Below are 13,565 nucleotides of genomic sequence, written 5' to 3' on the forward strand. Positions count from 1 at the left end.
AAGCTATAATAGTTCCTCTAGCTTTCCGGCGTCGGGGATGTCGTGGTAGTGGTATTTACCTTTTACCACACCATTTTGAAGCAAGATCAGCCCAGGGTTCGACCGGATCATCGATTTGAGCACCGTAGCGTCGGCGTAGTAGAAAGGCACGGCTAGGTTTACGTCGTGGCGGAAAGCATCAAACTCGGCCGGGCTGCTGCTGGTAACAACTAGGGTGGAAATATGCTTGCGCGACTTGGCTAGCCCCGCAAACAGTTCGTTGAACTGTTGGAAACGGTCGCGGTCGGCGCTTTCGGTGCTTTGCACAATAAGAATTAGGCGGTTACCCTCCAGAAGCTGTTGGGTAAAGTCGCCCTCGTCGTTCCACACTTTGAAGTCGGTGATTTTGGGTCCAGCTTCCGGGTTCAACGGCACCATCTGCTTGAATTTCCAAGTAGTATCCGTCGGGTAATCGGTGAAATCCTTGGTTTCCCCGTTGCGCGTCATGATGTACTTGTAGCGCAGTTGAGCGGAAGGCTTCATCAGCTTTCCGATGTCATTGCCCACTTTGTAGGGCAGAAAGTCGAAATACGGCAAGTGACCCAGGGCCCGCACCCCAATGCCAACGGCCACGGCCGTGGCCACCGTGATGTACATCACCCCAAGCGTGCCCCGGGCAAAGGTGCGCCGCAGATAGCGTTGATTGTAGTGCACCACAGCCCATAACCCAAGCAAGAACAAGTCTTTCGTGAAGGAAGCCCAGGGCGTGAGCTTGATAAAGTCGCCAAAGCAACCGCAGTCAGTTACCTTGTTGAAGGCTGCCGAGTAGAAGGTGAGAAAGGCAAAGAAGACCAGCAAGCCAAGCAGCGCCCACATTATCTGGCGCATTTGCCAGCGTAACAGCAAAGCCACTCCAAGCACTACTTCCAGCGAGCTTAGTACGAGGGAAAGTGTGCGGGCAAAGCTGCGAAAATTCAGGAAGAACGAGCCGAAGTCCTCCGCAAACACTTCAAAGTATTCCTCCAGCTTCAACGCCGTGCCAATGGGGTCGTTGAGTTTGATAAGGCCAGAGAAGATAAACAGGCCGCCAAGCAGCACCCAGCAAATACGCGTAACGAGTTTCATGAACGGCATCGAGTAACGGAATAATTGCGTAACGGAGTAAAAGCCAGGCAGCAACCTAGGTTTTACCGGAAAGTAGCCCAAAGAACTTGCGGCGATGAAGCTAGACCACGGTTAGCACGCAAAGGTAGGTCCCACTACGGATTACTTAGTTACTCAGTCACGCAGTTGCTCTATATGCCCTCGTTTGATGAGCGCGAACACTGCGTAATTCAGCATATCCCGGTAGTTGGCCTCTACTCCTTCCGATACATACGTGTTACCACCTAGGTCTTCAATCTGCTTGGTACGATGCAGCTTCATCAGAATGATATCGGTGATGCTTTCTACGCGCATCTGCCGCCAGGCTTCGCCGTAGTCGTGGTTTTTGGCGAACAGCAACTGGCTGTTGATGCCCACCTCTTCGTCGTAGGCATCGGCCACCCGCTCGGGGTCTAGGTCCAAGGGCGCGTCGGGAGGCAAGTGCAGCTGGATGAGTGCAATGACGCAGTAGTTGATGATGGCCACGAACTCTTCATCGATGCCGTCGGCTACCAGCTGTTTGCCTTTCTCCTGGATGGAGCGGATGCGTTGCGCTTTGATGTAAATCTGGTCCGTTACGGAAGGCAGCCGCATGATGCGCCACGCCGTGCCGTAGTCGTGCGCTTTGGCCAAGAATAGCGCCCGACAGTGGCTGATTACTTGGTCGTACTCGTGCTGTGTTTGGCTTTGCAAGATAATAAGGCTAGATTTAGGAACTTGGGAGCTTGGGAACTTGGGTTTGCTTTTCAAGCAGCGTACAAGGGATTGTGCACTAGTTTGCTTCGCCGCGTGGCAGCAGCTTCCCCGCCCGATGCGGGCGCTAGCATGCTTGCTAGTGCCCGGAATCAAAGCGACTTTTGCCCACCCACTAAGTCCTTGCGCTTCCAAATTCCCATGATCCAGACCGCCGCGAAAGATACATGTTTTTCCCCGAGGCAAACCCTATGTTGCCCCGGTGGTCGCCTCTTGGATCTGCGCCAGCCGCAGGTGATGGGTATTCTGAACCTCACACCCGACTCCTTTTTCGCTGATAGTCGCGTCGCTAGCCACGCCAACCACACCGATCTGCTCCGCCGGGCCGAAGCCATGCTCAAGGCCGGCGCTGGCGTGCTCGACCTAGGTGCTTATTCCTCCCGCCCTGGTGCCGAAGACATCAGCGCGGAAGAAGAACAGCGCCGCCTGTTGCCCGCCCTAATCTCTTTGCGGGAAACCTTTCCGGAAGCCTTCATTTCCGTTGATACATTCCGTGCTAGTGTTGCAGCGGAGGCCGTAGCAGCTGGTGCCGACATCATCAACGACATCAGCGGCGGCACCCTCGACGAGGCTATGTTCGCGACGGTTGGGCGCCTGCGGGTACCCTATGTGCTCATGCACATGCGCGGCACCCCCCAAACCATGACGCAGCACACTGACTACGCAAACGATATGGTGGTGGAGTTGGTGCGCTATTTTCGCGATAAGCTGGTAGCCATACGGGCGGCTGGCATCGTGGACGTGGTGCTCGACCCAGGCTTTGGGTTTGCCAAGACACCAGCGCAGAGCTATGCATTGTTGCGGCGCCTAGGAGAGCTGCAAGTACTCGGCTTGCCTGTATTGGCAGGACTTTCGCGCAAAGGGATGGTATACAAATCCCTAGGTTTAACGCCCGAAGAGGCACTACCAGGTACGATAGCACTCAACGCCATTGCCTTGCTCAACGGCGCCAAATTGCTGCGCGTACATGATGTAGCCGAGGCCGTACAAACTGTGCAGCTCGTTTCCCAAACTTATCCTTCTCCTACTCCGTGATTGGCACCTTCGCTATCGGCTTCCTGCGCATCGGCTGGATCGACATCGTGGACGTGCTATTGGTCACAGTCCTGTTCTACCAGCTCTATAAGCTGCTGACCGGCAGTGTCGCCCTAAAGATCTTTTTGGGCTTCATGTCGGTGTACCTGTTTTATTTGGTGGTGAAAGCCGCTGGCATGGAGCTGCTTACCTCGATTCTGGGGCAATTCATGAGCGTGGGTGTGCTAGCAGGCATTATTTTGTTTCAGCAGGAAATTCGCCGGTTTCTGCTGAATGTGGGCAAGGCAACGGCCCTAGACCGTGTGCGCGTTTTTCCGTGGCGCCGCGAGGAGCCTACCCGCATGAGCGTGACGCCCTTCATTGAGGCGGCCAAGAGCCTAGCTGGTAAGAACATTGGTGCGCTCATCGCCTTCACCATGGCTTCGGACCTGAAGTTCTATGCCAACTCCGGGGACAACATCGACGCCGTGGTGAGCAAGCGTCTCATCATGAGCATCTTCAACAAGACTAGCCCGCTGCACGACGGCGCCGTTATCATCGCCAACAACCGCATCCAGGCGGCGCGCTGCATTCTGCCGGTGAGCGAGAACCCCGACGTGCCCGCTTCTATGGGCCTGCGCCACCGTGCCGCCATTGGCCTGACGGAAGTGACCGACAGCGTGGTGCTGGTGGTGAGCGAAGAGACGGGCCAGATTTCGCTCGTGCGGGGCGGCGAAGTATTCCGCAACCTAGCCCCTGCCGACTTGCGCGCGCGGCTCAACGAGATGTTGTATGACGTGCGGCCCAAAACGTCCTCAAATACTGCGGGCACCGAGAAAACGGTGGCTGCCTAGCCTCAAAGCTTTTCAGTCTTTAGCCAGATAAAATCACTGGAGCGGCCACGCAGCACCGCTCCTAGGTATTCTGCGTGGCCTACAGTTCAACCTAGCTCATCCCCAAGGGGTTAACCAGAAAAAATATCTGGTTTTCGTACCACTATTTCAGGTAGTTTTTATACATTCATTCCGATCATTAGAATAAGCGCCGCTAGTTTTGCCGGCCATTATCCGCGCGGGCGGCCGTTTCTGTTTTGCCCATACTACCGGTGAGGCACACACCCCTCACCCCTTTCTATTCTCCTGCTTTAGCACGCTTCTGTGCTCCCTATGCTGCGGCCTAAGTGCCTAGCAGTCTGGCTTCCTATGCTTATCTCATAGCGGTAGTTGCGCGTGGTCGCGTGCCTGCTTCTGCATTCGTTGATTGATCTGATCCATTCCTCACTTCCACTCCGCACGACTATGCCACTCTCTTCCGCCGATTTCACCGAACATGCCAGCGTACGCGGCGCCATCCAACAAATGCGCGACTACCTAGCCAAGCAGCCCAACTGGTCTGTCTCCGATGTGGTTGACTTGCCGGCCGATGGTCAGCCGCAACACCAATACGTAGACTTAGTAATGGAAGGCGGCGGCATGCTCGGCATTGCGCTAGTGGGCTACGTGTATGCGCTGGAACAAGCTGGTATTCGTTTTTTACGTTTGGGAGGTACCTCGGCGGGTTCTATCAATGCACTCTTGATGGCGGCGGCTGGCCCACGGCAAGAAGCTTCTACCCAGTGGATCATTGAGCAGCTTGCCAACCAAAACTTCTATGAATTCGTGGATGGCGACGCAGATGCGCGCGCTTTCACGGCTGACTTACTACAACCGGAAGAGAACCATCATGGGCTAGGCGGGTTTCTTCACGGCTTACGAGGCAAGGCAAAGCTTTTCAACGACGCGCTGCAAGTCATTGACAACATGCGCGAAGACAAAGGCTTGCACTCGGGCGACGTGTTTCGCCAATGGCTGCAAAAACTACTCAACCAGAAAGGCATCAGGTCCATCAGCCAGCTCCTGGAGCTCCGACAGCAAGTGCCTGCACAAGGTCTTCAGCGCCGCGCCGCCCCAGAATACCAACGCCCCGAGCCGGAAGCATACAACCCCGCCGACTTATCGCGCATAGCCCTGGTCACGGCGGATATTACGACTCAGACAAAGGTGGTTTTCCCCGAGATGGCACCTCTGTACTGGAAAGACTGGAAAAATATCCATCCAGCAAGCTTGGTACGGGCTTCCATGTCGGTGCCGCTGTTTTTCCAACCCTATACCGTGTCTGGACTGCCCGGGCGCAAAGGATCGACTGACAGCGCGCTTTATGAAGCTGCGTGGAATGCTTTGGGCTACATGGGTGAAATTCCCGAGTCGGTGCTATTTGTGGATGGCGGCATCATGTCCAACTTCCCCATCGACCTATTTCACGACAACACGCAGGTACCGGCCGCACCTACGTTCGGCATCAAGCTAGGGGTCGACCGCGCCGCGAGTCGCACCACCAATTCGCTGCCGCAATACCTAGGTGCCATCTTCGACGCGGCCCGCACCCAATACGATTTCGACTTCATTCACCGCAACTCCGACTACCGCCACTTGGTGCACTGCCTAAATGTAGACGGCTTCAACTGGCTTGATTTCCAAATGTCGGACGCGGATAAGCTGGAGCTGTTTGCCGTGGGCGTGCGCGGTGCGGTAGAGTTTCTGCTGAATTTTGATTGGAGTGGCTACAAAAAGCTACGCGCTGAGAAAGTACGCGTGGTGCAACAGTCGCGTGAGCTGGATGCAGAGAAAGCACGATTGCACACGGCACCAGTAGTCGAGCTAGAATGGCCCGGCGGCATGAAGCCAGGCTATATGAAGGCTGACTTACATGTAGAAGTGCACGGGTGAGAAACCGGATGAGCAGCGGCTTGTGGGTATTCACGGTTTCAAGCAAACCCGATGAGTTCTTTTACCGAAAGTTTACGGCGCAACCTTGGCATCATCGGCTTAAGCGTACTTATCGCTACTGGGGTAGCTTATTATGTTTTGCAATATGTGCCCGAGAAAACGACGGCACTGAACGGCCGCTACTTTCGGGTATTAGAGCGTATCGGTCTGAACCTTCAGCATAAGATAACAGCACAACACAAAGTAGATGAAGGGATTGTCTGGCGTTTGCACCACCAAAGGATTTTGCAACCCGGCCAAATCGCACGTGATCAAACAAGAAGGGCCGCCGAGGCCCGTATTATTACCAGTTGGGACACACTTAACCGGGAGACCCCAGGGCTAGGGTTTGAGCGCCTGCATGTTCTTGTATCCAACCAAACTCTAGCGCAGCCAACGGTAGAGCCAGCCAGCGACTCAAGTGGGCGCTTGCTATTTCACCAGCCCTTGCATCCCTTATTCCATGCTGAGCCGGCCGACCTAGTATGCAGTCTACCCTTAGATTCGTTGATAAGGCAGTTGCGACGCCCCGATGTATTCGAGTATTTCTTCGTGTGCAACCCGGCTACCCAGCAGCTCCTTTACAGCAGCAAACCTGGGCTATTACTTGGCAATCTTACAGCTAAACCGCCTGCCTGGCTGCGCGACACAACAGGCCTGCGCACGGGTAAGACGGCCGAAATTACCATTCAAGGTCAGGCATTTCACTTGTTCGCGCAGCCGCTACGCCTAGCTACTGGCACCGACTGGCTATTATGTGGTGCGGTGCCCATCGCCCAATTTAATCAGGAGCGTTACTCCGTTTCTTCCTCAACCCTTGAGGTTTCCCTCAGCCTGCTGTTGCTCGGTCTGTTGGCAATGCCTTTTCTGAAGCTAGCCTTCATGAGTGCTCACGAGCGTCTTAACCGCCTCGACGTGTTTCTCTGTGCGGCTTCGCTAGTGCTAGGTTCGGGCCTGATTGTATTGGGCATGCAGTCGTTTGTGATGCGCCACTGGCTGGAGCGCAACGCCTTAGAAGGTCAGCTACGCACGCTGAGTAACGCGGTAAAGAGTAACCTAGCCCAAGAACTGGCCGAATTAGATACCACCTTGCAGCTTGCCGATGCCTGCTTGGAGCGGAAGCTTCCAATGTGGCATGTAACGGATACGTTACCAGGTATCTTAGAAGACACGTTGTCTGCAACACAGCAGTTCCGGCCAAAGCAAAGGCGAGGCTCCAGCGACTTATTCTTATGGATTGACGCTCAGGGTGAAAGCCGCTTAGCGCTAGGTCAGACCAAAGAGCAACTTCCCGACTACCTCACTAACCTGCGGAGCCGGCTCTACTTTCAAGCCGTTCAGCAACTTACCTACCCGGATAGCACCTCTCAGGAGCCCTATTACTTCAGCTCTATCATTTCTTATAAAGATGCAGGAGTCACGGCGGTAGTGGCGCGAGCTAGCCGTTGGCCTAGCTTGAAAAGCAACGGAACCAATGTGCTGCCGGGGGCGTGTATTCTCACCACCGATCTACGCTGCCTCAGCCGCCCGGTGCTGCCTCCTGGTTACAGCTTTTGCCTCATCGACGAGAAAGGCGAGGTGCTCTTTCATTCAGATGAACGCCTGACCTTGAGTGAGAATCTCTTGAAGGACGCAGGGCCTTCCGCAGAGTTGCAAGCCGCTATATTTGCCCACGATATCACCTTTACGAAAGGCGATTATCAGGGGCGCAACAGCTTACTCTACCTACAGCCCTTGCCAATTACCAACCGTTACTTGGTCACTGTTGCGGACCTAGATGTGGTGCAGGCTTGGCAGTTGCAGACCTTGTCGGAGGCGGCAGGCTTACTTACAGTGTTTTGGCTTCTGCTAGCCTTGTTTGCCGCTTTGTTACGAGTGACGGCGCCCCGCGCTCGGGATATACTGCCCGTGCACCAGAGCTTCCAGCGCTTATGGCCACGCCGTAACTATGCCAACCGCTACGCCCGTCTGACAGCAGCTCTGCTGCTAGCACTCCTAGGGATTACTATAACGGTGTTGTTCGTTCCTCCTCTGACGCAACTATTCGTGCTGTTAGCCACCCCGTTGTATCTGTATTGGCTTGCGTACAAGTTGTTACCGATGGAGAGAGAAACTCCACGTCAGATTATAGTCTGGAAGGTGACCCTCGTGGCGGCGCTGCTAGTGCTTAACCTATACTTTGGCCAGCTACTTGGACTACGACAGCTAAGTATCGGGGTAGCCTTTCAAATCGTTCTAGTGCTGCTACTCATGCCTATAGCATCAGAGTGGCCACAGCGGCTGCGCAAAAGGATTCCTTATCACTCGCGCTTTCCTCGGCTTACCTACCGATTCTACTATAGCAGCATGCTACTAGGCTGGGTGCTACTGCTCGGCATTGTGCCTTCTTTCTGTTGCTATCAGATTGCTAACGGAGTGGAGCGCATGTATCAAATCCGGTACGCACATTTGAGCTTACTACAGCAGCTAGGGCCAACTCGCTTTGTAGACTTGGAGCTACGTGAGAAGCTATTTGATGTGTTTCTCACCGATCAACTAGTTACTCTAAAGTCTTTAGCGTGGCCACTAGGGACACCTTTCCTTAGATTTCAAGTAAGTCTGCCTAGTAAAAAACCGTCTGCTCAAAAACCCAACGAATACGCTAGCTTCTTTTTCGGAACGGCTATTAGTGACAACCCTCCTAGGTTGCCCAGCGAGCAGTCGCTAACCTGGGCTAAGCAAGGCTACACGATTATCCCCAACCGTCGGTTTTATGGGCTGCTTCACCACAGCTTCTCTACCAATGCTATTGGCACCCGTCAGGCCCTACCGGTTTATGCCGATGACTCTGTGCAGCTGAGCTTGTGGCGGGTAGCCCGGAAACCGGCCCTGTATGCTAGCCGCAATAACATGCGCTACCGTCATTGGCTAGTTTCTGAAACGGATGCGCATCCAACGTTACAGTGGCTTCTAGGCCCGGTACACTCCGTCAATAAATGGCTACAATCCTCTTGGCTATTGCTTCTGCCAGGCCTACTCTATCTGCTCTACCGGCTGATCCGCTACTCGACCCGCTGGATTTTTGCTCCTACAGTATTCACGCACCGTGACCTCGACTTGCCGCTACAACCTAGTGCGCACGCTCAGCCCGCGCTACACCGCTTCTTGCTCACGCCTGCCGCCAGCACCCTAGCTGGGCTGCCCAAACCACTATGCCAGACGCTACCGCTCCAGCCAGCCCTAGCAATTCTTGACTGCCAAACTATACCCACCGCTGCGGCGGCTTCGCTTCCCAATTGGCTTAAAACCCACGTAAGCAGCACCGCCATGCTGGTAGCGTTGGAGCAGTTTGAATGTGAACCGCTTAATGCAGACCGCACTGAGCGGAAGCGGGCTACCATTGAGTTGCTGATCAGCCAAGGCAAGCGCGTCCTAATTCTGTCGCGCGTGCACCCGGCAGCTTTTGCCGACTGTGGTCACTCGCTGGAACGTGATTGTCAGGCGCCAGGCCACAAGCGGATACGGGAAGCCGGAAACGCCCTGCTCGACTCCTTGGCATACTTTCAAATTGAATACCTGCCGCTTCAGTCCTATACCGCCAGAACTGCCCCCTACCATGTCTGGCGGGAGTGGCACCTCGGCTCACGTACGCTCTTACGGGAAGAGTGCAGTAGTTTACCTTTTCTGCGCCGCTTGTACCCAGCTCTGTGTCGTTCCCTACAACAACGATGGCTAACCGGGCAGCGCCTCGATTCGGACAATATTGTGTTAGCGGTGCAGCGTATGGCGCAGTTCTATTATCGTAGCCTTTGGCGGATGCTAGGGCCGCAGGAGCAGTTTCTACTTTTCGACCTCGCCCAAGATGGTTTAGTAAACCCGCGCAGCGTGTTGGCGCTGGATACGCTTTTACAAAAAGGCTATGTGCAGGTAAACCGGTATGGTCGCTTACAGATCTTCAACCGCAGCTTCCGATCCTATATTCTTTCCTCAGTTAAGAACCGGCAAGCCCTACGCTTCGAGCAAGAAGACCCACAGGAAAGCACATGGTCGGCAGTGCATTTGCCTTTGCTGCTGCTGCTCACCTCCGGAGCGTTATTCATCTTCGTCACGCAACGTGCCGTCATGACCCAAGCGCAGCAGTTCTTAACGGCTTTTGTCACTCTGCTCCCCTTGCTTAGTCGCTTATTCACGAGTTCGTCTTTTTTCTCCGGCAATACCGCTAAGCCAGAAGCAAAAACCTAAGCATTTCGCTCATCACTTACCAGCACAAACGCCCAAGCTGTTGGCTTCAGCTTGGGCGTTTGACAAATCTCGTATCGTGCTATTGTACTGCCGGTTACGGCGTATTCGTCACAACTTGGCCCGCTTCGGGCCGCGCCGCAGAGCGGTCTTTCAGCGTACCTAGCTCCTGCCCTACTTCGATGAACGCCTGAATGGATTTATCCAGATGTTCGCGCGTGTGAGCAGCCGAGAGCTGCACGCGGATACGCGCCTGGCCTTGTGGTACCACCGGGTAGTAGAAGCCGATAACATAGATACCTTTCTCCAGCATCTTGGCCGCAAACTCCTGGCTGAGCTTGGCATCGTAGAGCATGACGGGCACAATGGGGTGCTCGCCGGGCTTGATATCGAAACCAGCTTCCGTCATTTTCTGGCGGAAATACTTGGTGTTTTCTTCCAGCTGGTCGCGCAGTTTGGTGCTTTCCGTCAGCAGTTCCAGCACGCGTAAGCTAGCCCCCACGATAGCCGGCGCGAGGGTGTTCGAGAATAGATACGGGCGGCTACGCTGCCGCAGCATCTCAATCACTTCTTTGCGGCCCGACGTGAAGCCGCCCATTGCGCCGCCGAGCGCTTTGCCTAGGGTACCGGTGATGATATCGACGCGGCCCATCACGTTGCGGTATTCGTGAGTGCCGCGGCCCGTTTTGCCCAGGAAGCCCATGCTGTGGCACTCATCAATCATTACCAAGGCCTGGTACTGCTCGGCTAGGTCACAAATTTTATCGAGCTGGGCGATGGTGCCGTCCATGGAAAACGAGCCGTCGGTGACGATGATGCGGTGGCGCGTGCCTTTGGCGGTGGCATCCTGGAGTTGCTTCTCCAGGTCGGCCATGTCGTTGTGGGTGTAGCGGTAGCGCTGGGCTTTGCACAGGCGCACGCCGTCGATGATGCTGGCGTGGTTTAGCGCGTCGGAAATGATGGCGTCCTGCTCATTGAACAAGGGCTCGAATACGCCCCCGTTCGCGTCGAAAGCCGCGGCGTAGAGGATGGTATCTTCGGTGCCTAAGAACTCAGCTAGCTTCTGCTCCAGTTGCTTGTGGATATCCTGGGTGCCGCAAATAAAGCGCACCGACGACATGCCGTAGCCGTGCGTATCAATGGCTTCCTTAGCAGCTTTAACTACCTCAGGGTGAGAAGAAAGACCTAGGTAATTATTAGCGCAGAAGTTCAGTACTTCACCGGCTTCGGTAGTTTCGATTTGGGCACCTTGTGGGCTCGTGATAATGCGCTCTTTCTTGTAAAGGCCAGCGTCTTTTATCTCCTGAAGCTGTTTTTCGAGGTCGGGTTGGAGGGTGGTATACATAAAATTTTTGAGTGTTGAATGCTGCGTATTGAATGGGTAGAGCCGCTCAATTTTTGATGGGCACTTTTGCGAAGAAATCTTGTACGCCTTTTCGGCCACTTTCTACGAGCTGCTGTTTTTGGTCTTCCGAAACCCGCTTGATCTTCGGATTGAAACCTAGGGTGCTGATACTAACTGTACGTTTCCAATCATCGGGTTGGGCCGGGTTCAGGTTTTCGATGGCAAGGGTGTACAGCGCCCCAATGTAGCTGCCAAAGTTACGAATTGGGTAAGGAGCAAGCTGCCGCCGCCCGGCCCGGACGGTGTCAAATGCAATCTGCTCAGCGCGGTCGAGGCGCAAACCGAGGGTCTCAGGATTGAAGATGTGTCCGCTTTCTTGTTGATATGTCAAAGCTTGGGTAGGCAAGTAGTTCGCCTTATCAAACAAATCAACGGGGTAGTTAGCCAATAAGCCCCCATCAACTAACACACTGACCTTCTGTTCCTTCTTAGGCTTCAACACAATATTTCCTTGCTCATCGAGCAACACTGCCCGGAAATACAACGGGATGCTCATGGAGATACGCACAGCATCAGCAACGCGGAATTGCGGGTGGGTTTCGTGACTGAAGATCTCTACGCGCTGGGTAGTTAGGTTGGTACCAGTCACGTACAGGTCGCGGGCACGGCCCTCTCGGGCAAGTTGGTGCAGCTGAGCTAGCGTCAGATTAGGGTTACCGGTTTTGTGGCCCACTAGCTCACTCATATACTTAGTAAACTGGTCGCCACGGTACCACCCGTATTGCTTGAGTAAGCGCGTGCTGCCGCCAACGAAAATCAACCGCCCATCATTGAGTCGCTGCACGGGGGTGTGGTTTACCACTTCAATAATTTCAGCCGGCGAATACCCTACCGCTAACAGCGCTGCCTGAATAGCGCCCGCCGAAGTGCCACCCACTCGCTGAATACCCGCCAGCACCCCCCGTTTTTCTAGTTCCTGCAATGCCCCACCGTACGCTATGCCGCGAATGCCACCACCCTCCATCACTAGGTTTCGGTAGGGCCTAGGTACCGACTGCGCCTGCACCGGCAAGTTCAGTAAGCTGACAACCAGGCCAGAAGCAAAACACCGCACGAAGCTGGAATAGCTCATAGCCAAACTTAAGCAAACGCAACTGATTTCTGACGGCGGTGTTTATTGCTCCTATTTCTGCTCGGCGAAAGTTACGTCCATTTCGGGCATGACTGTTGACCGGCCCAAATCAATGCAACCCGGTATCTTTGCAGTCCACCCGCTTGTTGTTGATATAGTATGCAGACTACTTCTGGTGTCACCCCCAGCGACACCGTTCTCGTTATTGGCGCCTGTGGCCAGCTAGGCATCGAGCTGACGTATGAATTGCGGCAACGCTACGGCGCTAGCCGGGTTATCGCCGCCGACGTACGCCTCCCCCAACAAGCCGAATTGCGCGACGCAGGCCCCTTCGAACTACTCGATGTGCTCGACCGTCCGCGGCTAGAAGCTCTCATGCAGCAGTACCGCCCGCGGCAGATTTATCACTTGGCGGCGCTGCTCTCTGCTACGGCCGAAAAAAACCCGCAGCTTGGCTGGCGCCTGAACATGGATGGCCTGCTTAATGTGCTTGATGCGGCAGTGGCGTACCAGGTGGCGCAAGTATACTGGCCTAGTTCCATTGCGGTTTTTGGGCCGGCCACACCCCGCCATCAGACGCCCCAGCTCACCGTGATGAACCCCAACACGGTGTATGGTATTAGCAAGCTAGCGGGTGAGCAATGGTGCGAGTGGTACCATCAGAAATATGGCCTTGATGTTCGCTCCCTGCGTTACCCCGGTCTGATCGGCTATAAGTCGCTGCCCGGCGGTGGCACCACGGATTACGCCGTCGACATTTATCACCAGGCCCTGGCAAATCGCACTTACGAATGCTTCCTGAAGGAAGACACGTATTTGCCGATGATGTACATGCCCGATGCGCTGAAGGCAACGCTAGACCTCATGCACGCCCCAGCCGACCAGATTACTGTGCGCTCGTCATACAACGTGAGTGCCATGAGCTTCTCACCCGCCGAAATAGCCGCCAGCATCAAGCGCCACATCCCCGATTTCAGCATCACCTACAAGTCTGACTCGCGCCAGCAGATTGCTGACTCTTGGCCCGCTAGCATCAATGATGCGCAAGCCCGCCAGGATTGGCAGTGGCAACCTAGCTACGATTTGCATAAGATGACCGACGATATGCTCGCCCACTTGCAGTTGGCGCAATCGGAAGTGCAGCACGCTGCCTTGGCGCATCATTAGTAAGAAGCAC

9 protein-coding genes are annotated in these 13,565 nt (G+C 54.8%); 5 read left to right on the plus strand and 4 right to left on the minus strand.

What is annotated here, in order from left to right:
- Positions 1 to 3: 3 nt before the first annotated feature.
- The gene (locus BXP70_RS01320) at positions 4 to 1,104 is read right to left on the minus strand and encodes a BT_3928 family protein (RefSeq protein WP_086592575.1); all 1,101 of its coding nucleotides are present in this window, start codon (positions 1,102 to 1,104) and stop codon (positions 4 to 6) included.
- Positions 1,105 to 1,257: 153 nt separating this feature from the next.
- A complete protein-coding gene (locus BXP70_RS01325) occupies positions 1,258 to 1,815 on the minus strand; it encodes a DUF1599 domain-containing protein (RefSeq protein WP_086592576.1) in 558 nt (185 codons plus the stop codon).
- Positions 1,816 to 2,016: 201 nt separating this feature from the next.
- On the opposite strand from BXP70_RS01325, the gene folP reads away from it, so the two are divergent.
- The 4 genes from folP (at position 2,017) to BXP70_RS01345 (ending at position 9,914) form a co-directional block, all read left to right on the plus strand.
- Positions 2,017 to 2,910, plus strand: coding sequence for a dihydropteroate synthase (folP, locus tag BXP70_RS01330; protein ID WP_086592577.1), 894 nt, complete (start codon positions 2,017 to 2,019; stop codon positions 2,908 to 2,910).
- Positions 2,907 to 3,743, plus strand: a complete 837-nt coding sequence (cdaA, locus tag BXP70_RS01335; RefSeq protein WP_086592203.1) for a diadenylate cyclase CdaA — start codon at positions 2,907 to 2,909, stop codon at positions 3,741 to 3,743. The genes folP and cdaA overlap by 4 nt, the downstream gene beginning before the upstream one ends.
- A gap of 444 nt (positions 3,744 to 4,187) precedes the next feature.
- Complete coding sequence (locus BXP70_RS01340; protein WP_086592204.1) at positions 4,188 to 5,654, plus strand: patatin-like phospholipase family protein; 1,467 nt, start codon at positions 4,188 to 4,190, stop codon at positions 5,652 to 5,654.
- Between the two features lie 51 nt (positions 5,655 to 5,705).
- On the plus strand, positions 5,706 to 9,914 hold the full coding sequence (locus BXP70_RS01345; RefSeq protein WP_086592205.1) for a cache domain-containing protein: 4,209 nt from the start codon (positions 5,706 to 5,708) through the stop codon (positions 9,912 to 9,914).
- A 94-nt stretch (positions 9,915 to 10,008) separates the two neighbouring features.
- Here BXP70_RS01345 and kbl read toward each other — a convergent pair whose 3' ends face one another.
- Both kbl and BXP70_RS01355 read right to left on the minus strand, forming a co-directional pair.
- Positions 10,009 to 11,256 (minus strand): glycine C-acetyltransferase, encoded by a 1,248-nt coding sequence (gene kbl / locus BXP70_RS01350; RefSeq protein WP_086592206.1) that lies wholly within the window; start codon positions 11,254 to 11,256, stop codon positions 10,009 to 10,011.
- Positions 11,257 to 11,302: 46 nt separating this feature from the next.
- Positions 11,303 to 12,388 carry a patatin-like phospholipase family protein gene (locus BXP70_RS01355; RefSeq protein ID WP_143436331.1) on the minus strand — a complete coding sequence of 362 codons (1,086 nt, stop codon included), beginning with the start codon at positions 12,386 to 12,388 and terminating at the stop codon, positions 11,303 to 11,305.
- A gap of 159 nt (positions 12,389 to 12,547) precedes the next feature.
- Here BXP70_RS01355 and BXP70_RS01360 point away from each other — a divergent pair, with 159 nt between their 5' ends.
- Entirely contained in the window at positions 12,548 to 13,555 is a 1,008-nt protein-coding gene (locus BXP70_RS01360) for an NAD-dependent epimerase/dehydratase family protein (protein ID WP_086592208.1), read from the plus strand.
- Positions 13,556 to 13,565 lie beyond the last annotated feature (10 nt).

This window comes from Hymenobacter crusticola, assembly GCF_002154225.1.
In the GTDB taxonomy this organism is placed as follows: Bacteria; Bacteroidota; Bacteroidia; order Cytophagales; family Hymenobacteraceae; genus Hymenobacter; species Hymenobacter crusticola.